The organism is Streptomyces sp. ISL-43 (assembly GCF_018614195.1).
Lineage (GTDB): Bacteria > Actinomycetota > Actinomycetes > Streptomycetales > Streptomycetaceae > Streptomyces.
The window spans coordinates 18,673-37,576 of record NZ_JAGGOT010000030.1 but is presented as its reverse complement, the minus strand read 5'-3'; the positions used below and the strand labels follow the sequence as shown (position 1 = coordinate 37,576).

The 18,904-nt window shown below is 71.5% G+C and carries 18 protein-coding genes; 8 read left to right on the top strand and 10 right to left on the bottom strand.

What is annotated here, in order from left to right; genetic code table 11:
- Positions 1 to 585: 585 nt before the first annotated feature.
- Positions 586 to 1,632, top strand: a complete 1,047-nt coding sequence (locus J7F03_RS17995) for an alpha/beta fold hydrolase (RefSeq protein ID WP_214950581.1) — start codon at positions 586 to 588, stop codon at positions 1,630 to 1,632.
- A complete protein-coding gene (locus J7F03_RS17990) occupies positions 1,629 to 3,071 on the top strand; it encodes a DHA2 family efflux MFS transporter permease subunit (RefSeq protein ID WP_214950580.1) in 1,443 nt (480 codons plus the stop codon). Before J7F03_RS17995 ends, J7F03_RS17990 begins: the two co-directional genes overlap by 4 nt.
- Here J7F03_RS17990 and J7F03_RS17985 read toward each other — a convergent pair.
- The gene (locus J7F03_RS17985) at positions 3,068 to 3,775 is read right to left on the bottom strand and encodes a TetR/AcrR family transcriptional regulator (protein ID WP_214950579.1); all 708 of its coding nucleotides are present in this window, start codon (positions 3,773 to 3,775) and stop codon (positions 3,068 to 3,070) included. The two genes, J7F03_RS17990 and J7F03_RS17985, sit on opposite strands and share 4 nt — an antisense overlap.
- Positions 3,776 to 3,896: 121 nt before the next feature.
- On the opposite strand from J7F03_RS17985, the gene J7F03_RS17980 reads away from it, so the two are divergent.
- Positions 3,897 to 4,151, top strand: coding sequence for a WhiB family transcriptional regulator (locus J7F03_RS17980; RefSeq protein ID WP_214950578.1), 255 nt, complete (start codon positions 3,897 to 3,899; stop codon positions 4,149 to 4,151).
- A gap of 141 nt (positions 4,152 to 4,292) precedes the next feature.
- Here the strand turns inward: J7F03_RS17980 and J7F03_RS17975 are convergent, their stop codons facing one another.
- The 3 genes from J7F03_RS17975 to J7F03_RS17965 form a co-directional block, all read right to left on the bottom strand.
- Entirely contained in the window at positions 4,293 to 5,264 is a 972-nt protein-coding gene (locus J7F03_RS17975) for an acyl-ACP desaturase (protein ID WP_214950577.1), read from the bottom strand.
- 166 nt (positions 5,265 to 5,430) lie between these two features.
- A complete protein-coding gene (locus J7F03_RS17970) occupies positions 5,431 to 5,670 on the bottom strand; it encodes a hypothetical protein (protein WP_251072102.1) in 240 nt (79 codons plus the stop codon).
- A 58-nt stretch (positions 5,671 to 5,728) separates the two neighbouring features.
- Positions 5,729 to 6,580, bottom strand: a complete 852-nt coding sequence (locus tag J7F03_RS17965) for a helix-turn-helix transcriptional regulator (RefSeq protein ID WP_214950574.1) — start codon at positions 6,578 to 6,580, stop codon at positions 5,729 to 5,731.
- A gap of 287 nt (positions 6,581 to 6,867) precedes the next feature.
- Here J7F03_RS17965 and J7F03_RS17960 point away from each other — a divergent pair, with 287 nt between their 5' ends.
- On the top strand, positions 6,868 to 7,341 hold the full coding sequence (locus J7F03_RS17960; RefSeq protein WP_214950572.1) for an ATP-binding protein: 474 nt from the start codon (positions 6,868 to 6,870) through the stop codon (positions 7,339 to 7,341).
- 6 nt (positions 7,342 to 7,347) lie between these two features.
- On the opposite strand, the gene J7F03_RS17955 is transcribed toward J7F03_RS17960, so the two are convergent.
- From J7F03_RS17955 to J7F03_RS17945, 3 genes are all read right to left on the bottom strand, one after another.
- On the bottom strand, positions 7,348 to 8,979 hold the full coding sequence (locus J7F03_RS17955) for an ABC-F family ATP-binding cassette domain-containing protein (RefSeq protein ID WP_214950570.1): 1,632 nt from the start codon (positions 8,977 to 8,979) through the stop codon (positions 7,348 to 7,350).
- Positions 8,980 to 9,202: 223 nt separating this feature from the next.
- Positions 9,203 to 9,619, bottom strand: a complete 417-nt coding sequence (locus J7F03_RS17950; RefSeq protein ID WP_214950568.1) for an SsgA family sporulation/cell division regulator — start codon at positions 9,617 to 9,619, stop codon at positions 9,203 to 9,205.
- Positions 9,620 to 9,984: 365 nt separating this feature from the next.
- On the bottom strand, positions 9,985 to 10,284 hold the full coding sequence (locus J7F03_RS17945) for a YciI family protein (protein ID WP_214950566.1): 300 nt from the start codon (positions 10,282 to 10,284) through the stop codon (positions 9,985 to 9,987).
- Between the two features lie 26 nt (positions 10,285 to 10,310).
- On the opposite strand from J7F03_RS17945, the gene J7F03_RS17940 reads away from it, so the two are divergent.
- Positions 10,311 to 11,018 carry an endonuclease V gene (locus J7F03_RS17940; RefSeq protein ID WP_214950564.1) on the top strand — a complete coding sequence of 236 codons (708 nt, stop codon included), beginning with the start codon at positions 10,311 to 10,313 and terminating at the stop codon, positions 11,016 to 11,018.
- A gap of 71 nt (positions 11,019 to 11,089) precedes the next feature.
- On the opposite strand, the gene J7F03_RS17935 is transcribed toward J7F03_RS17940, so the two are convergent.
- The 3 genes from J7F03_RS17935 to J7F03_RS17925 all read right to left on the bottom strand — a co-directional run bounded on the left by J7F03_RS17935 (position 11,090) and on the right by J7F03_RS17925 (position 15,886).
- Entirely contained in the window at positions 11,090 to 12,295 is a 1,206-nt protein-coding gene (locus tag J7F03_RS17935; protein ID WP_214950563.1) for a trans-acting enoyl reductase family protein, read from the bottom strand.
- A 158-nt stretch (positions 12,296 to 12,453) separates the two neighbouring features.
- A complete protein-coding gene (locus J7F03_RS17930; protein WP_214950562.1) occupies positions 12,454 to 14,049 on the bottom strand; it encodes a PKD domain-containing protein in 1,596 nt (531 codons plus the stop codon).
- A gap of 295 nt (positions 14,050 to 14,344) precedes the next feature.
- Complete coding sequence (locus tag J7F03_RS17925) at positions 14,345 to 15,886, bottom strand: hypothetical protein (protein WP_214950561.1); 1,542 nt, start codon at positions 15,884 to 15,886, stop codon at positions 14,345 to 14,347.
- A 325-nt stretch (positions 15,887 to 16,211) separates the two neighbouring features.
- Here J7F03_RS17925 and J7F03_RS17920 point away from each other — a divergent pair, with 325 nt between their 5' ends.
- The 3 genes from J7F03_RS17920 (at position 16,212) to J7F03_RS17910 (ending at position 18,904) form a co-directional block, all read left to right on the top strand.
- A complete protein-coding gene (locus J7F03_RS17920) occupies positions 16,212 to 16,613 on the top strand; it encodes an MmcQ/YjbR family DNA-binding protein (protein ID WP_308379689.1) in 402 nt (133 codons plus the stop codon).
- Positions 16,614 to 16,718: 105 nt separating this feature from the next.
- Positions 16,719 to 17,879, top strand: coding sequence for a CaiB/BaiF CoA-transferase family protein (locus tag J7F03_RS17915; protein ID WP_214950560.1), 1,161 nt, complete (start codon positions 16,719 to 16,721; stop codon positions 17,877 to 17,879).
- Positions 17,879 to 18,904 (top strand): LLM class F420-dependent oxidoreductase, encoded by a 1,026-nt coding sequence (locus J7F03_RS17910; protein WP_214950558.1) that lies wholly within the window; start codon positions 17,879 to 17,881, stop codon positions 18,902 to 18,904. Before J7F03_RS17915 ends, J7F03_RS17910 begins: the two co-directional genes overlap by 1 nt.

Genomic DNA, 18,904 nt, shown 5'->3' with positions numbered 1-18,904 from the left:
AGTCGGTGGATCAAGGCTTAGTCCTCAGGCCCTTCCCGGACAGGAGACGGTCGGCGTCGGTCTCGTGAGCAACGCACCGCTCGTGGATGGCCTGCGCCGCCTGACCGCGCCGCCGCTCGTAAGCTTCCCGGTCCGCGAGAAGCTGAGCCGGCGCCCTCGGTGCTCGTTGCGCCAGGTGAGTACGGTCGAACTTGGCGGGGAAAGCCATCCAGCAGCCCCAGCGCTCACCTCACACGACCAGGTTCGCCGGCCAGGAAGCCGCAACGACTGCGTTCGCTGTCAAAACGCTGCGATTGGATGACAACGGACAGGTTCCGCTGTCCCTATCTCGGCGAAGCCAGCCGTCGTCTCACCCAACCCGGTCGCGCGAGCCGTTGCGCGCCGTGTCGTACGTCGTTCTTTCGAGGTCGACTCAGTTCGATGGAATCGACTGCCTTCCTTGAGACCGGACAGCGGCGCCCTCTGAGAAGGACGGGGATCAGCCTCAAAACAACACGAACGATCGTGCTAATATCTCCTCATCATCATGACTTCGCCATTCATCTGGCCCCTCTGAGGAGATCCGGAGAACCGGGTATGCGTCCCATGGCTTCACTCCTGAGCACGACCCTCGACATCACCGCCCGGGTTGCGCCGGGGCCGGTCGGGCGGGTGGCGTTCGCGCTGTTCGTGCGGCCCCTCGGCCGGCCCAAGGTGCGGCCCGGCGAAGCGGAGGTCATGGCCCGGGCCGTGACCGGCCGGCTCGTCGTGGACGGGATACCCGTCACCACCTACCGCTGGGGTGACGGCGGCCGGCCCGTTCTCGTCGTGCACGGCTGGACCTCGCGCGCCTCGCGCTTCGCCGGCTTCGTCGAGGCGCTGCGCGCCCGGGGCCTGACCGTTGTCTCCTTCGACGCACCCGGCCACGGCGAATCCGGCGGCCGGGCCACCACCATCCTTCGGCAGCGCGAGATCATCCGCCGGCTGCACGGGGAGTACGGGGGCTTCTCGGCCGTCCTGGCCCACTCCTTCGGAGTGGTGGCCACCTTCTTCGCCCTGCGGGACGGGATCCGGGTCGACCGGATCGTCGGCATCGGCGCCATCGCGGACTTCGACTTCCTCGCCGAACGGTTCCGCGCCAACGCGGGGGTGAACCAAGCCGTCGAGGACGCCATGCGGCGCCACGTGCAGCGTCGGCTCTTCCCGTCCGAACCCGATGTCTGGCAGCGCTTCGACGCCTGCCGCCACCCCGAGGAGATCCCCTCGGACATCCTGCTCATCCACGACGCCGACGACGACACCGCGGCCCCCGCCCAGTCCCGCGCCATCGCCGAGGCCTACGGGGAGCGGGCCCGCCTGATCGAGACCGGCGGTCTCGGCCACCGCCGGATCCTCGGAGCCCCCGAGATCATCGCGGCCGCCACCGAGTTCCTCGCCGGGGCCGGAGCCCATGCCTGGACCGAGGCCAGGGACCCAGCCTGGACCGAGGTCAGGGACCCAGCCTGGACCGAGGTCAGGGACCCAGCCTGGACCGAGGTCAGGGACCCAGCCTGGACCGAGGTCAGGGACCCAGCCGGGCCCGAGGTCAGGGACCCAGCCGGGCCCGAGGCCCCGGCGGAGACTCCGGCCGGGATTTCGGCGGCCGTCCGATGACCGCCACCCGGCCCGAAGCCGCCACCCCGTCCCCGGCCCCCGCCGCCACCCCGGCCCCGATCGCCGAACCGTCCCCCGGGGCCGGGCGGATGGTCGGGCTCGCCAGCGCCGTCACCTTCCTCGCCTTCCTTGACGCCACCGTCGTCAACGTCGCCTTCCCCGATCTGCGCCGGGCCTTCCCCGACGTGTCGCTGGCCCGCCTGACCTGGGTCGTCAGCGCCTACGCCGTACTGTTCGCCGCCCTGCTCGCCGCGGCCGGCCGCCTCGCGGACACCCTGGGCAGGCGCACCCTCTTCCTCGGCTCCACCTTCGCCTTCACCCTCACCTCGCTCGCCGCCAGCGCGGCCCCCACCGCCGATCTGCTCATCCTGGCCCGCGCCCTCCAGGGCGCCGCCGCCGCGGGGATGATCCCGGCGGCGCTGGGCCTCGTACTCGCCCACACCCCGCCCGCCCGGCGCGCCGCGGCCCTCGGCGCGTGGTCGGCGGCGGGCGGCCTCGCCGCCGCCATCGGCCCCAGCGCCGGCGGGCTGCTCGTCGAGTGGTGGGACTGGCGCGCGATCTTCCTCCTGAACGTCCCCCTCGGCCTCGCGGTCTGCCTCGCCGCCGCCCGGGCGGTCCCCAAGGAGGCGCGCACCGGCCGCCGGCTGCCCGACCCCGTCGGCACGGCCGCCCTCGCCCTCGGCATCGGCGCAGTGGTCGCCGGGCTCTCCCAGGGCGCGGAATGGGGCTGGACCGACCCGAAGGTGCTCGTCCTCATCATCGGCGGTGCCCTCTCGGGCACCCTCGCCCTGCACCGCTCGCGCAGCCACCCCGCCCCGGCCGTCGACCGGGACCTGTGGCGCGACCGGCTCTTCGCCCGCGCCAACACCGGGGCGTTGCTCTTCGGCGCCGCCATGTACGCGTGGCTGCTGACCGGCCCGTCCTACCTCATCGACCGCTGGAACTACTCGGTCCTGCAAGCCGGCTTCGGCGTCACGCCGGGAGCGGTCCTCGCCATGGCCGGCGCGCTCGTCGTCGGACGCCGGGTTCCCGCGCGCCTCCAATGGGCAGCCGTCACCGTGGGATCGCTGCTCTTCGCCGCCAACGCCCTGCTGCTGTGGGGCTGGGCCGCGGACTCGACCTCGTACGCCCAGATCTTCCTGCCCGCCGGGCTGCTCGGCGGTCTCGGCATCGGAGTCGTGGTGACCGCGCTCTCCACGGTCGCCTCGGCCGGTCTGCCGCCGCAGCGGTTCGCGGCCGGCACCGGCCTGCTGATGACGGCCCGGCAGCTGGGCGGCGCACTGGGTGTCGCCGCCACGGCCGCCCTGCTCACCGGGGCCGGAGCGGGCGCCGGCGAGCACTGGAGCGGAGTCTTCCTGCTCACCGCGCTCACCGCGCTGGGCTCGGCGGCCGCGGGCTGGACGATGCGGGTCGGGCGAGATCCGAAGGAGACGCCCTAAGCCGGGAGCCTGACGGCGGGGGCGTCGGCCGCCGAGAAGGCGGCGGCGGCGAAATCGACGACGGGCGGCCGCTCCGGGAGTTCTTCCGGGGCGGCCGTCGCTGCGCGCAGCCGGGCGAGGATGCCGCGGGCGGCCCGCTCGTAGTCCACGGTGCTCCCGTGCAGCACGGAGTGGGCGTTGGCCAGCTCCATCATCGCCATGATCTCGAAGGCGAGCTGCTCCATGTCCACGGAGTCGGCCGGCTCGCGGAACCCGCCCGCCAGCCGGGCCTCGTCCAGCAGCCGTTCCAGATAGCGCGTCCAGTCGCCGCGGATCTTGGCTACCTCGTCGTGGACGGGCCCGGGGCGCGAGTCGAACTCGGCGGCGACGGAGTAGAAGAAGCAGCCGCCGGGGAAGACCCGGCGCCCGGAGTAGCCGATCCAGCTCTCGCACAGCCGCCACACCTTGGCGAGGCCCGCGGGCTCGTCCCGTACGGGGCGCACGACCTCGTCGACGAAGACGGCCCGGGCGGCGTGCACGGTGGCGAGCTGCAGCTCTTCCTTGGAGCCGAAGAGGGCGAACACGCCGCTCTTGCTCAGCCCCAGGTCCGTGGCGATCTTCCCGAGGGAAAGGCCCTCCAGGCCGTCCACCGAGGCGATGCTCATCGTCCGCTCCAGGACCGTCCGCCGCGTCTGGTTTCCGCGCTCCACACGTCCGTCTGCCATGGCTCCATCGTACCGAACTCATCGAACGTACGGTCGTTCACTCTGTGGCCGGGTGAAGGACGGAGCCCGTGTTGATCAGGCGTTGATCGGACGTCCATCGTCGGCGGACAGGCTCTGCGGCATGTCGATGAACACCACCGCAACCGCCACGGCCACCGGCGCCGCCTGGTACGAGCTCGCCCTCTGCGCCCAGACGGGCCCCGGCTTCTTCTTCCCGGAGCCCGGATCCTCGCTGCGCGACGCGAAGCGGCTGTGCGGCGCATGCGAGGGCCGGACCGCCTGCCTGGAGTACGCCCTGGCCAACGACGAGCGCTTCGGCGTCTGGGGCGGCCTGTCCGAAGCCGAACGACAGGCCCTGCGCCCCCGCCGCCCCTGACCGGCGCCGCACTCCCGCGCGTACGGCCTTGATCCGCCGGGCGAGCTCCTTGGTGCCGTGGCCCCATGACGCGCGAAACCCTGGCAGAGCGTGGCTCTGCCAGGGCAATCGTCGTCACCCGCCCGAGCGGGCGGAAACCGGTCAGGCCTTGCGGGCCGCGATGCGCGCCGCGCGGGCGGCCAGACGCTCGTCGAACTTGCGGGCTTCGGAGTCCAGGCCGTTCATGAAGAGCCCGAGCTCCTCCTGGGCCTTCTGGCCGTCGGGGCCGAGACCGTCGATGTCCATGATCTTCAGGAAGCGGATCACGGGGCTCAGTACGTCGTCGTGGTGGATCCGCAGGTTGTAGACCCCGCCGATCGCCATCTGGGCGGCCATCCGCTCGAAGCCGGGCATGCCGTGTCCGGGCATCCGGAAGTCGACCACGACGTCGCGAACGGCCTGCATCGTGAGGTCCGGGGCGATCTCGAAGGCCGCGCCCAGCAGGTTGCGGTAGAAGATCATGTGCAGGTTCTCGTCCTGCGCGATGCGGGCCAGCATGCGGTCGCAGACCGGGTCGCCGGACTGGTGGCCGGTGTTGCGGTGCGAGATGCGGGTCGCGAGCTCCTGGAAGGCCACGTACGCCACGGAGTGGAGCATCGAGTGGCGGTTGTCGGACTCGAAGCCCTCCGACATGTGCTGCATCCGGAATGCTTCCAGCTTGTCCGGGTCCACGGCGCGCGAGGCCAGCAGGTAGTCGCGCATCACGATGCCGTGGCGGCCCTCCTCGGCGGTCCAGCGGTGCACCCACGTGCCCCACGCGCCGTTGCGGCCGAAAAGCGAGGCGATCTCGTGGTGGTAGCTGGGGAGGTTGTCCTCGGTCAGCAGGTTCACGACGAGCGCGATCTTGCCGATCTCGGTGACCTTGGACTGCTGCGGGTCCCAGGCTTCGCCGTCCTCGAAGAAGCCGGGGAAGTTGCGGCCGTCGCTCCACGGGACGTACTCGTGGGGCATCCAGTCCTTGGTGACCGTCAGATGGCGGTTGAGCTCCTTCTCGACCACCTCTTCCAGCGCGAACAGCAGCTTGGCGTCCGTCCATGCCTCCGAGCTGCCGAGGTGGGGAGAGGTGATCGTCACGGGTACTCCTGAGTGCAAAGCGAATTACCTACGGTTCCGTAGCCTACGGAGTCGTAGGTTAAGCGCGACATCAAGACCAGCCAAGCCCCACGCAGGTGTCTGTCCGGTTACATCCGGTTATCTGTGCAGTTGGAAGGGGGTCTGGCGAGCCCTGGAAGGGATAAAGTCACGCCAGCAGGTGGTCCGCGGCTCCCGCCTTGACGGCTGAGATCAGCGCGCGGAGGGCGTCGAGGGAGTCGGTGACGTACGCGGCGGACCCGGTCGTTCCGATGTACGCCTTCCCCTCGGCGTCGAGCCCGAAGCGGAAACAGTTCGCGCCCTCGCTGCAGAAGGCCTCGTTCCAGGCGATGTCCGTCACCGCCGGCGCGCCCGCCGTCGTGGTCGCCGGTGTGGTCGTGGTGCGCATGTCGTTCTCTCGTCTTCTCGTCGGATCCGGCCGGGTGGTCGGTCGGCCGGTCGGCATGTCAGAGGGTCCACGCGATGGCGTGGACGAAATCGCGGGACCCGGCGGCCGGCAGCGCCAGCGAGCGGAGCCGCTCCAGCAGCCCGCGGTAGCGGAGCAGCTTCATGTGCGAATCCAGCAACATCGAGCCGTGCGAGCTGTCCAGCTGTACGGTGTCCAGCTCGCTGATCGCGGCGGCCGCGTACGTGAAGGACTGCCCGGCGCCGGGGAAGCCGCCGGCGGTGAACGGAATCACCCGGACCGTGGTGCGGGACCGCTCCGGCTGCTCCAGGATGTGTTCGAGCTGCGCCCGCGCCACCTTGGGTCCGCCGAACTGCATCCGCAGCGCCGCCTCGTGGACGACGACCTCGTAGAGCGGAGGCGCTTCGCGCGCGAACACCTGCTGGCGCTGCATCCGCAGGGCGAGGCGCGCCTGCAGGTCCGGCTCGGGCAGCGGCGGGTCGGCGGTGTCGAAAACGGCCCGCGCGTGCGCCTCGGTCTGCAGCAGCCCGGGTATGTGCGTGGTCACGGCGGTGTGCAACTCGACCGAGTGGTGCTCGAGTTCGCAGATGTCCAGGAGTGCGGGCGGCAGCATTCCCCGGTGCTGCTCCCACCATCCCTTCTCCCGCTCCTGCGCCATCGAGGCGAGCAGGTCCACGAGCCCGGTGTCGGGGCAGTCGTAGTTGAAGGCGAGGGTGCGGACGCGCTCGGCGCTGATGCCGATCCGGCCGGATTCGATGTTCGGGATCCGGGTGCGGTCCACCTTCAGGAGAGCCGCGGCCTGCTGGACCGTCATGCCCGACTGCTCGCGGAGTTTGCGCAGCTCGGAGCCCAGGCGCTGCTGTCGCGCGGTCGGCGTACTCCTGGGTGGCACGGGTCCCCTCTCCTCCGGCCGGGAGCCGGCGGGATGCCCTCGCGAGTCCGGAAATACCATGAGAAAACGGCAAGTCGTCGTACAAGTAGTAGCACTGTGCACCAGGTTGCGCTACGGTCGGTAATACAAATCTCACACGGGGCGACCTCGGGGTCTTGTATGACCACACGGCTTTGACCCACACGGCTTTGACGAAACGGCTTTCGACGACACGGCTTTCGACCGCACGGCCTGCGACCGGGCCGCGCGCGTCGGACCCCGCGCCTTCAGAATCTTGGAGCAGCACGATGACGGGCACTCTCCGTGGCCTGCGGTTGGTCCACGAGTTGCGGCAGGTCCCGCCCGAGGCGGACAAGCTGAGCTGCTCCATAGGCCTGCCGGGCGGCGCCTATTGCGCGGGCAGCGCGCGCGGCGCCGTACGGTCCCTGCTCACCCGGCACGGGCTGTCCGACCTGTGCGACACCGCGGCCCTCGCCGCCTCCGAACTCGTGGCCTGTGCCTACCGGTTCACGCCCGACAAGGAGATGACGCTCAAAGTCCGCCGGCAGTTCGACGCGTTGCGCATCGTCGTCTACGACCAGCACCCGGCGCACCCCTCGCCCGAGGCGAGCGAGGAGTGCCGGAGCCGGCGCAGCCGCGGGATGTGGCTGCTCTCGGCGGTCGTCGAGGCCTGCGGCGGGGACTGGGGGCTCACCCCCGTCCTCACCCCCATGGGCGGCACCAAGTCCTGGGCCTTACTTCCGCTTCCGCTGCCCCGTTAGCCCCGCTCACAGCGCCGCGCGGACCTCTTCGACGGTGGTCGGCCGCAGTTCGCCGTCGAGCAGCAGCCACCGCGTCACGCCGATCGACTCCAGGAACGGCACGTCATGGCTCGCGACGAAGAGGGCTCCCTCGTACGAGTCCAGCGCGTCCGTCAACTGGCGTACCGACCCCAGGTCCAGGTTGTTCGTCGGCTCGTCCAGCATGAGCAGCTGCGGAGCCGGCTCCGCCAGCAGCAGCGCCGCCAGCGCCGCCCGGAAGCGCTCGCCGCCCGACAGGGTGCCGGCCGGCCGGTCCGCCCGCGCGCCCCGGAACAGGAAGTGCGCGAGGCGCGCCCGGATCAGGTTGTCCGTGGCGTGCGGCGCGGACCGCGCCACGTTCTCCACGACCGAGCGGTCGTCGTCCAGTACGTCGAGGCGCTGCGGTAGGAACCGCGTCGGCACGTGCGCCACCGATTCGCCGGACTCCGCGGCCAGCTCCCCCGCGATCGTCCGCAGCAGCGTCGTCTTGCCGGAGCCGTTGCGGCCCACCAGGGCGATCCGCTCCGGACCGCGCAGTTCCCACTCGCCCGGCACCGAGGCGCCATGGGCCAGGCCCAGCCCGCTCAGGGTGAGCACGCGCCGGCCGGGCGGCACCCGGGTGGCGGGGAGCTCGATCCGGATCTCGGCGTCGTCCCGAACCGCCAGGGCAGCCTGGTCCAGCCGCTCCCGCGCCTGCGCCAGCTTCTCGGTGTGCATGATGCGGTGCTTGCCGGCCGACTCCTGCGCCGCGCGCTTGCGGGCACCCATGACGATCTTCGGCTCGCGCTTGGTGTCGTTCATCTTCTGGCCGTACCGCTTGCGCCGGGCCAATTTGGCCTGGGCGTCGGCCAGGTCCCGCTTCTGGCGCTGTACGTCGGCCTGCGCGACCCGGACCATCCGCCCGGCCGCCTCCTGCTCGGCCGCGAGCAGTACCTCGTATTCGGTGAAGTTGCCGCCGTACCAGTGCACTTCACCGTCGCGCAGGTCGGCGATCTGGTCGACCCGCTCCAGCAGCTCCCGGTCGTGGCTGACCAGGACCATCACCCCGGCCCAGGACTCCACGGCCGCGTACAGCCGTTGCCGGGCCCGCAGGTCGAGGTTGTTGGTCGGCTCGTCCAGCAGCAGGACGTCCGGCCGGGCCAGCAGCAAGGCCGCCAGGCGCAGCAGTACGCATTCCCCGCCGGACAGTTCGCCGACGGTGCGGTCCAGGCCGATCCCGCCCAGGCCGAGCTGGTCGAGCGTGACGAGCGCCCGCTCCTCCACGTCCCAGTCGTCGCCGACGGCCGCGAAGTTCGCCTCGGTCGCCTCGCCCGCCTCGATGGCGAGCAGGGCGGCCCGGGCGGTGTGGACGCCGAGGGCCTCGTCCACACGCAGGGCGGTGTCGAAGGTGACGGACTGCGGGAGGTGGCCGATCGTGCCGGCGACGGTCAACTGGCCGCTCGATGGGGTCAGTTCACCCGTGATGAGCTTCAGCAGGGTGGACTTCCCGCAGCCGTTGAGGCCGATCAGTCCGGTACGGCCGGGGCCGACGGCCAGTTGGAAACCGTCGAAGACGGGGGTTCCGTCGGGCCAGTCGAAGGACAGGGCGGAACACGTGATGGATGAGGGAGCAGGACTCATGGAGGCCTCCAGGTTGCGTGAATGGTGCGTGCAACGTGGTGAGACAGCGGACCGGACCGTCGGCGGTCACCGTGAAGACGGTGGTGACGAGGATGACGGGGATCGGTGTCTCGGACCTCAGATGGACAATGTCCTGCTCCGTTTCGACGGCGGTGGGGCGTCTACGAAGCTACGGGCGGCCGAAGCCGCCCGCAAGCGAATTGGGGGCAGGCGCCCGCGCGGCTCAGCAGGAGTCGCGCATCAGCTCGGCCAGGCTCTGGTCCATGTCGAGGTACAGGTGCTCCAGGCCCGGCGGCACGACGGTCGAGGCTCGTTCCAGGAAGCGGTGCAGCTCGGCCGTCACCATCAGCACGATGGCGATGCCCTCGGGGGCGTGGAACTCGACGGTGGTCCGGTCGGCGTCGTACGGGCGCACACGCACGTCCCCGTAACCGGCCGGGCGGTCCAGCCCGGATTCCAGCAGCTCTCGCGCGAAGGTCCAGGAGACCTCGACGCCCTCCAGGGTGGCGGGCGCGGGGAAGGCCATGCGGACGGCGAAGGGATCCGACCGGTCGTAGCAGAACGTGACCGGGATGGTGTCGACCTTCGGCGCGGTGGCAACCAGTCGGGCCTGCACGGCCTGCTCGATGACAGTGATCAAGGCTCGCTCCCTTACGGCGGATCTCTTGTCGGGCCATGGGGTGGGACCCGGCAACGGGGAAGACGCCGAATTCGTGGAATCCGTGCACGCGAGGTGGAGTGAGCTGTGTCACCGAGTGGCCGGATCCAGTCCGTGTGATCGCACAGAGTGACGGAGGGGTGGGGATATCAGGCCTTTCCACACGCTCCGGAGTGGTCGAAGTACGGCTGGTTCCCGATCACTCCACAGGCCCAAAGCACGACCCCGCTCTTTCCTGCGCTACTCCGTCCGGGGTGCTCACACGCCCGACGCCCGGCCCGCTGGGCGGGCCGGGCGTCGGGCCCGGAAAGATCGGGAAGCGGCGGCGCGGACCGCCGGGTCGCGGCTCAGACGGCCGGGTTCTCCCGTACCGCCGCCAGGTCCGCCGACGTCTTCGTCGCGAGGAACTCGGTGATGCGGTAGGTGCAGACGCCCGCCAGGGTGAAGGGGTCCTCGGCCGAGATCTTCTCGATCTCCGCGCGGGAGACCCCGCCGGCCAGGATGACGCCGCCGTCGCGCGGGACCTTGCGGCCCGAGGCGAGGAAGATCCCGGCCGCGTAGTAGCCGTCCAGCCAGGCGATGTGCGCGTCCATCTCCTCTTCGACGGCTTCGACGGGTGCTGTGTAGGTGAGCTCCATGACGAACATGATCGCCAGGCTACTCTCGCAGCACTATGACGAGTGCGAAGACCCCCGCCGACGAGGCCGAGGCCAAGGCGGTACAAGACGAACTGCGCGGCCGAGTCGTACTGACCGAGGCAGGGCCCCCGCCCGGCGAAGGGCTGATAGCGGGGGTGGACGTCGCTTACGACGACGAGCGCGACCTCGTCGCCGCCGCGGCCGTCGTGCTCGACGCAGCCACCCTGCGCGTGGTGGAGGAGGCCACCTCCGTCGGCCGCGTCAGCTTCCCCTACGTGCCCGGGCTACTCGCCTTCCGCGAGCTGCCGACCGTGCTCGCCGCGCTGGACGCGCTGACCGTCACGCCCGGTCTCGTCGTCTGCGACGGCTACGGCCTGGCCCACCCGCGCCGCTTCGGCCTCGCCTGCCATCTCGGCGTGGTCACCGGCCTGCCCGCCATCGGCATCGCGAAGAATCCGTTCACCTTCACCTACGAGGAACCGGGCGCCCGGCGCGGGGACGCCTCCCCGCTGCGCGCGGCCGACGGCGACGTGGTCGGGCGGGCGCTGCGGACGCAGGACGGGATCAAGCCCGTGTACGTCTCCGTCGGGCACCGCGTCTCGCTCGACAACGCCTGCGCGCACGCCCTCGCGCTGAGTCCCCGCTTCCGCCTCCCCGAGACCACCCGGAACGCCGACTCGCTGTGCCGGCGCGCCCTGCGCGAAGCCACCGGCTGGACCGTGTCGTCGAAGTGGAGCCGGTAAGGGACGCCGCGGGCCAGGCGCCACTTCGACGACAGGGCCTCCGACGGCCCGGGGCGCGGCCCGGGCCGTCGTCAGTCGGTGGCCGCCACCCGGAAGCGGATGCCCGCCTTCTGGAGCCGGTCCAGCAGGGCGTCGCCCATCGCCACGGCGGTGGTCAGCTGGCCGGAGACCTCGGGCAGGGCGTCGTAGGCGAGGCAGAGCGCCGACTCCGCCAGCATCTTCGCGGTCTCCCCGTACCCCGGGTCGCCGCCCGAGACCTCCGTGAAGACCCGGCGGCCCCCGCCCTCGCCCACGAACCGCACGGTGAACCAGCTGCGCGCCCGCCGCTGCGCGTCCGGGCCCCGGCCCGGCTCCCAGCGGCCGGCGAGCCACCGGCGCACCGGCGGGAGTTGCGCCAGCAAGGCCACCCCGCCGACCGCCGCCGTACCGCCCACCGCGACGGGCAGGTGCCGTACGGAGGCGTAGTGGCGGTAGCGGAAGTCCGGGCCGTACCGCTCCAGCGCGGCCGCCGACCGGGCCACGACCCGGGGGTCCAGCGTGGGCAGCGGCAGCGCCCAGGCGCCGGTCTCCCGGCTGAAGCGCGGCGCGCCCACGGGCCCGCGTACCCGCCGGCCCGGCAGCCGGGGTTCGTGCAGCCGGCGCGCGCGGGCGGCGGCCAGGTGCTGCGGGCCGCGGCCCATCGCGGTGAGCAGCGTGGTCAGGGTGCCACCGGAGACCAGGGCGTTGGAGCGCAGGAACCCGTCCACGCGCAGCGGTACCCCGGCCGGGAGGTGTCCGACCGTGAAGTACGCCCCGAGGTCGGCCGGGATCGAGTCGAAGCCGCAGGCGTGGACGATGCGGGCGCCGGTCTCGCGGGCCCGCGCGTCGTGTTCGACGTACATCCGGTCCACGAACTCGGGTTCGCCGGTGAGGTCGACGTAGTCGGTGCCCGCCTCGGCGCAGGCGGCGACCAGCCCGGCCCCGTACCAGACGTACGGTCCCACGGTCGTGGCCAGTACCCGTGTGGAGGCGGCCAGTTCGCGCTGCGCCTCGGCGTCCTCGGCGTCCGCGACCAGCAGGGGGAGGTCCGCGCAGGCCGGGTTCACGGCGGCCAGCCGCTCGCGCAGCCGCTCCAGCTTCGGCAGGCTCCGGCCCGCGAGGGCCCACCGGCAGCCGGCGGGCGCGTGCGCGGCGAGGTACTCGGCGGTCAGGGCTCCCACGAACCCGGTCGCGCCGAAGAGCACGACGTCGTACTCCCGTTCCGCGGTGCGCGGTTCGTGTCGAACATCTGCGTTCATCGGGAGCCTCCCAGACGGTGTCGGTGGTGGCTGAGGCTAGCGCGTGGCCGCCGTACGGCGGACAGCGCCCCGGGAGCGACCTGCGGCGGCCGTTCCGGGGGCGCTGTGCGGGCATCCGGGCATCGGGCGTTCGGGCGTGCGCCGCCCGGCCCGGTGGGTCAGTTCTCCTGGTACATGCCGAAGACGTCGACGACGAGGTCGATGTCCCCGTCGCTCTGGTTCCAGAAGTCGACGAGGCCGGTGTCGACGTGCGTCTGGACCAGGTTCGGGACGGTCTTGCCCACCGTCCAGTTCAGGGTGGAGGAGGTGGGCGGCAAGGGCGGGCCCGCCGCGTTGTGGTCGTACTCGTCCTGGGTGTTCGAGTCGGGCGCGACGGCAAGGAAGCCGTTGTCCCGGGTGTTGGTCGCCGTGGCGTTCAGCACGAAGCCCGTGACGCCGGAACCCGGTTCGGACAGCTCCGCGGCGATGTAGTCGCGGCCTGCCAGGGGACCGTGGACGGGGTCCTCGGGGTCGCGGGTGTCGATGATCCGCTCCGGCTCGAACGGCAGGTAGGAGCCCTTGCTCTCCGGGCTGTAGTAGCCGACGACGTCGACGATGACGTCGGCCGGGTTCCAGCCGCCGTTGCGGATGTCGATCTTGCCGTCGGCGCCGATGGGGACGATCACCGAGTTGGCGATGGTCTGGCCGGCGCTGAAGTTCAGGTTGGACGCGGTCGGCGTGCTCTGCCCGGTCGGGAAGACGGTCAGGTGGCCGTCGCTCCTCGGGTTGGTGACCGTCACGTTGAGGGCGACGGCGGTGACCCCCGAGTCCGGTACCCGGCCGACCCCGGCGATCCGGGTGCTGAAGATCCCGTAGCCGGGGACCTGGCCCTTGGCGGCGCCGAGGCCCGTGCGGGTGTCGACGAACCGGTCCGGAGCCAGCGGGGTGTAGCCGCTGGAGGCGGACTGGGTGAAGTAGCCGGTGACGTCGGCGATCAGGTCGACCGATTCCCAGCCGCCGTTGTACAGGTCGACGTAGCCGTTGGCGCCGACCGGCACGATCACCAGGTTCGGAACCGTCTGGCCGGGGGCGAAGTTGACGTTCGACGTGGTCGGACGCGTGTCGCCGTCGGCGAACGCCGTGACGTGGCCGCCGCTCGCGGTGTTCGTGACGGTGACGTTGAGGACCACCGCGGTCACACCGGCGGGGATGGCGCCGTTGCCGCCGATCTTCACGCGCGCCGAGGTGTACGGGGCGATCTTCCCCTGCGCCGCGCCCGTGCCGTTACGGGTGTCCAGCAGACGGGTCGGGCCGTACGGGGTGTAGTCCGAACCCCAGGTCGTGACGGTCAGCTGGTTGGAGGCCACCACGTGGTTGGTGCTGTCCGTCACGGTCACCTTGACCGTGTACGTGCCGAGCTCCGCGTAGGTGTGCTGCTCGGTCAGGGTTTCGCTGCCGGAGGCTGCGATGACCGTCGAATGCCAGTCGCCGTAGTCGATGACGACGGTGAGCGGCGTGGCCTCGCTGGTGATGGCGCTCTTCAGCTCGATCCCGTGCGCGCTGATGAGGCTCGAGGTCAGTCCTACCTTGAGACCCGTGTTGCCCTCGGCGGTCGCGGTCGCGGTCGCGGACTGCGGCGTGGCCGGAGCGGCCTGCAGGGTCGACCGGTCGGCAGGGCTGGTGGATGTGGGCGCCTTTTCCACGCCGTCCTGGGTCAGGTCGGGAGTGCTGATGCCCTGGGCACCGCCGGTGGCCGGTCCGGCCGCCTGGGCCATGCCCGGTATGAGGGAAATACCTGCTGCGAAAACGGCTGCAGATGCTGCGAGTCGGCGGTATGACACCGAGCCTCCGAAATGTCTGTGAGCCCCTGATCAGGGCTGAAAGCTGGCTCAGGCTACATAGCCCGCCGACCGGCCGGACACGGGGGTCGTCCCGGTGCCGGGAAGGGGCCGGGAAGGGGCCGGGGAGGGCGTCGGGGGCAACGGACAGCGCCCCGGGAACGGCCTGGACGGCCGTTCCCGGGGCGCTGTGTGCGGCTGGATTCAGCCGCGCTCACTGTTCACCGGTGGATCAGTTGTCCTTGTAGACGCCGAAGATGTCGATGATGACGTCTATGGCGCCATCGCTCTCGTTCCAGAAGTCGATGACACCGGTCGAGCCGCGGCCCGCCTGGACCAGGTTCGGGACGGTCTTGCCCACGGTCCAGTTCAGGTTGGAGGACGTGGGAAGGGGCGGAGCGATGTCGATCTCCAGGTCGTAGTCCTCGATCGAGTTCGGGTCCGGAGTGACCGCGAGGTAGCCGGTGTCCTTGGTGTTGGTCACCGTGGTGTTCAGGACGAAGCCCGTGCTGTGCGGGAGTCCCGAGCCGAGACCGAGGTATGCGTAGTAGCGGCCGGGGAGGGGACCGCCCTTCACGCGCGTGTCCGTCACGCGCTCCGGGTTGAACGGGAGGTACGCGCTGACGCTGTCCGGGCTGTAGTAGCCGACGACGTCGACGATGACGTCGGCCGGGTTCCAGCCGCCGTTGCGGACACTGATCCTGCCGTCGGCGCCGATGGGGACGATCACCGAGTTGGCGATGGTCTGGCCGGCGCTGAAGTTCAGGTTGGACGCGGTCGGGGCGCTCTGGCCGGTCGGGAAGACGGTCAGGTGGCCGTCGCTCCTCGGGTTCGTGACGGTCACGTTGAGCGCCACCGCCTTGGCGCCGGCCGGGACGCCGCGGGTGCCCGCGACCGGAGTGCTGAAGGTCCCGTAGCCGGGGACCTGGCCCCTGCCGGTGCCCACGCCGGTGCGGGTGTCGACGAACCGGTCCGGGGTGATCGCGGTGTAGCCGCTGGAGGCGGACTGGGTGAAGTAGCCGGTGACGTCGGCGATCAGGTCGACCGATTCCCAGCCGCCGTTGTACAGGTCGACGTAGCCGTTGGCGCCGACCGGCACGATGGCCAGGTTCGGGACCGTCTGGCCGGGGGCGAAGTTGACGTTCGACGTGGTCGGACGCGTGTCGCCGTCGGCGAAGGCGATGATGTGGCCGCCGCTCGTGGCGCTGGTGACGGTGATGTTGAGGGCCACCGCGGTCACACCGGCGGGGATGGCGCCGTTGCCGCCGATCTTCACGCGCGCGGAGGTGTACGGGGCGATCTTGTGCTGCGCCGCGCCCGTGCCGTTACGGGTGTCCAGCAGACGGGTCGGGCCGTACGGGGTGAAGTCCGAGCCGTTCGTGGTGACGGTGACCGAGTTGTCGACCGAGGTCTGGTTGACCGTGTCGGTCACGGTGACCTTGACCGTGTACGTGCCGACCTCGGCGTACGTGTGCGCCGAGGTCACGGTCTCGGTGCCGTCGGCGTATTCCATGACCGACGTTTTGTCGCCCCAGTCGATGCTGATCTCGAGGGGGGTGTTCACGCTCGTGACGGCGGAGTCCAGCTCCAGCCCGTGCGCGGAGATCGTGGTGGCGAGAAGGCCGACCGCGAGGTCCGGGTTGGGGTCGGTGGCCTGCGCCGCGGCGGCCGCCTTGCCGTTGCCGGCGGCCGGGGCCTTGACCGAGCGGCCGGCCGGGCTGTCGAACGTGGTGGTCTTGGATGCCTCGGCCGCGGCCAGGTCGGGCTGGGCCATCCCGTGGGCCTTGCCCGGCGCGGGCTCGGCCGCGTGGGCCAGACCCGGTATGAGAGAAATGCCTGCCGCGAGGATGGTCGCGGATGCTACGAGTCGGCGATATGACACCGAGCCCCCCCAAATGTCTGTGAGCCCTTGACCAGGGCCGAAAGCGTGCACAGCCTACATAACGTCAGGTCGGTGGAGCGCGGGGGTTTTTGTGTTCGCGTTTGCGACCGCCGCAGACTCGCGGACCGGATGCCCGGCCGCCGTCGGCGCCCGGCGCTAGCGTGGGGATCGACTGTCCGTGCGAGCGGGTGTGATCTGCGGCGAGTGGAGGTTTTCCGTGAAGGCTGCGGTGCGCAAGTGGGAGGCGGTCCGGGAGTTCGCCCGGGGGTTGCCGGAGGCCGGGGAGGAGTTCCCGTGGGGCCCCGAGGACTGCGTGGTGAAGGTCAACAAGAAGATCTTCGTCTTCCTCGGGAACGCCGACGGCCCGCAGCCCCCCGGGATCTCGGTGAAGCTCAAGGACGAGGCGCTGCACGGCCACGCCATGACCGCGCCCGGGGCCGAGCCGACCGGGTACGGACTGGGGAAGGCCGGCTGGGTCTCCGTACCGCTGGCGGAGAAGGGGGCGCCCTCCGTCGAGGTGCTGTGCGAGTGGGTGGAGGAGAGCTACCGGACCGTGGCCCTCAAGCGGCACCTCAAGGAGCTCGACGCGCGGATCGCCGCCGTGAAAGAGACGACCTAAGCGCTTGCTCTTGTGCTGAGTGGAACAGGTTCCTAGCATCACTGGTGTTACATCAGTTGTGTCACACAGTGGCCACAGTGGCGCCACGGGGATGCTGGGGGCTCGATGGCAGTGACAGGGAACGTGCCCGGGAGCGGCAACGGCAGGAGCGGCGGCCCGCTCGCGGGCGTGCGCGTCGTCGAGCTGGCGGGCATCGGGCCGGGCCCGTTCGCCGCGATGCTCCTCGCCGATCTGGGGGCCGACGTGGTCCGCGTCGACCGCCCCGGCGGCGGCGGACTCGCGGTCGACCCCGCCTACGACATCACCAACCGGGGCAAGCGCTCCGTCCTCGTCGACCTGAAGTCCGCCGAAGGCCCCTCCCGCGTACTGGACCTGGTCGAGCGCGCCGACGTGCTCATCGAGGGCTTCCGCCCCGGGGTCGCCGAGCGGCTCGGCGTCGGCCCGGCCGACTGCCACGCCCGCAATCCGCAGCTCGTCTACGGCCGGATGACGGGCTGGGGCCAGGACGGCCCGCTCGCCCACACCGCCGGGCACGACATCGCGTACATCGCCGTCACCGGCGCCCTCGGCATGATCGGCAACCCGGGCGAGCCCCCTGTCGTCCCCGCCAACCTGGTCGGGGACTACGCGGGCGGCTCGCTCTACCTCGTCATCGGGATCCTCGCGGCCCTCCAGCACGCCCGCACCCCGGGCGGCGCGGGCCAGGTCGTGGACGCGGCCATCGTCGACGGCACGGCCCACCTCACCGCCATGATCCACGGCATGGTCGCGGCCGGCGGCTGGCAGGACCGGCGCGGAGCCAACCTCCTGGACGGCGGCTGCCCGTTCTACGGCACCTACGAGACCTCCGACGGCGGTTACATGGCGGTCGGCGCGCTGGAACAGCAGTTCTACGACACCTTCGTGGAGCTCCTCGGCGTCAAGGACCAGGCCCCCGCCCGCAAGGACCTGGCCCGCTGGGGCGAGCTCCGCGAGGCCGTCGCCGAACGCTTCAAGTCCCGTACCCGCGAGGAGTGGACGGCGGTCTTCGACGGCACCGACGCCTGCGTCGCGCCCGTGCTCTCCCTCCGCGAGGCCCCGCACCACCCGCACCTCGCGGCCCGGGGCACCTTCGTCGAGGCCGCCGGGATCACCCAGCCGGCCCCCGCGCCGCGCTTCTCCGCGACCCCCACCGCCTCCGTGGGCGGCCCCGCGCAGCCGGGCGCGCACACCGAGTCCGTCGCGGCGGACTGGGACGTACCGGCGCTGCTCGGCAAGGAGGGCTGATGGAGCTCTCCATGATGCTCGACTACGCCGGGGACCCGCGCCGGGCCGCCGACGAGGCGGCGGCGCTGGAGACGGCCGGGCTCGACGCGGTGTGGGTCGCCGAGGCCTGGGGCTTCGACGCCCCGACGATCATGGGATACCTGGCCGCACGCACCGAGCGGATGAAGATCGGCTCGGCCATCCTCAACGTCTACTCGCGCACCCCCGCGCTCATCGCCCAGACGGCGGCGGGCCTGGACGCGATGTCCGGCGGCCGGGCGCTGCTCGGCCTCGGGGCTTCCGGCCCGCAGGTGGTCGAGGGCTGGCACGGGAAGCCGTACGACAAACCGATCGGCCGGACCCGCGAGACCGTCGAGCTGTGCCGGCGCATCTGGCGCCGCGAGACCATCGACCACCACGGCATCACCGACATGCCGCTGCCCGCGGACAAGGGCGGCCGGCACGGCAAGCCGCTGAAGATGCTGACCCGGCCGGTCCGCGCGGCCATCCCCGTCTACGTGGCCTCGCTGGGACCCGCGAACGTGCGGATGACGGCCGAGATCGCCGACGGCTGGCTGCCCACCCTCTTCGTGCCGGAGAAGGCCGACGCCGTGTGGGGGAGCGCGCTCGCCGAGGGCGCGGCCCTGCGCGCGCCGGAACTCGGCCCGCTGCGGACGGTGGCCGGCGGGCTGCTGGCCATCGGCGAGGACGCCGCGGCCGCACGGGACCTCGCGCGGCCGCAGATCGCCCTGTACGTCGGCGGCATGGGGGCGGTCGGCAAGAACTTCTACAACGACCTGGCCGTCGCCTACGGGTACGAGGAAGAGGCCCGCAAGATCCAGGAGCTCTACCTCGCCGGACACAAGCGCGACGCCGCGGCCGCCGTCCCCGACGAGCTGTGCGAACTCACCACCCTGTGCGGCCCCGAGAGTTACGTGCGCGAGCGCGTCGAGGCCTTCCGGGCCGCCGGGGTGACCATGCTCAACGTCACGCCCGTCGGCCCCGAGCCGGCCCGGCTGATCGAAACCGTCAAGAACTGGCTTTGA